A 667-nucleotide genomic window follows, 5' to 3' on the forward strand; every position below is an offset into this window, starting at 1 on the left:
CAAAGTAGGAGGGGAATCAAACAGTTGGGTCAAGAGATCCTTTGACCCATCTAACTCGGCGAATGCCGAGAGTCTATATCATAAAGAGGAGGAGATTGTATGCAGGAAAAATATGTTGTCGGATATTATGATACAGAGCGGGAAGCTGTACATGCCATAGAAAAATTGAAAAGGGAAGGGTACCGCAACGAGGATATTTCCGTCATCAGCAAAAACAAAGAAGATGCCGATCATATTACTGAAGAAACAGATACGAAGGCACCGGAAGGAGCGGCGGCCGGAGCTGCAACCGGAGGGGTTCTTGGTGGACTCGGCGGCGTATTGGCAGGCTTCGGAACATTGGCTATTCCGGGAATCGGCCCGGTTGTTGCAGCCGGCCCAATCGTTGCCGGAATAACAGGAGCGGCGGCAGGCGCCAGTGTAGGCGGTTTGGCGGGGGCCCTGATCGGAATGGGCATACCGGAAGATGAGGCGCGACAGTACAGCGAATATGTAAACGAGGGAAAAATTCTTGTCCTTGTTGATCAAGAGAAGAAAGATCCATTATTGTAACAAGCAAAAATCTTCCGCATGTGCGGAAGATTTTTTTGTTAATGGTTTAGAAAACCCCTGGCTATGCCGGGGGTTCCGGAGAGCTTATAGCGTGGTAACAAAAAAACCTCACTTC

Annotated in this window: 1 protein-coding gene; it reads left to right on the top strand. The window is 49.3% G+C overall.

Annotated features, from left to right (window positions below):
- Positions 1–99: 99 nt before the first annotated feature.
- Complete coding sequence (locus tag AB1L08_RS22475) at positions 100–552, top strand: general stress protein (RefSeq protein ID WP_413066788.1); 453 nt, start codon at positions 100–102, stop codon at positions 550–552.
- The last annotated feature ends 115 nt before the right edge of the window (positions 553–667 follow it).

The organism is Siminovitchia jepli (assembly GCF_047228825.1).
GTDB lineage: Bacteria > Bacillota > Bacilli > Bacillales > Bacillaceae_C > Siminovitchia.

Coding starts and splice junctions, on each gene's coding strand:
- AB1L08_RS22475 (WP_413066788.1), top strand. CDS start 100: ATGCAGGAAAAATATGTTGTCGGATATTATGATACAGAGCGGGAAGCT.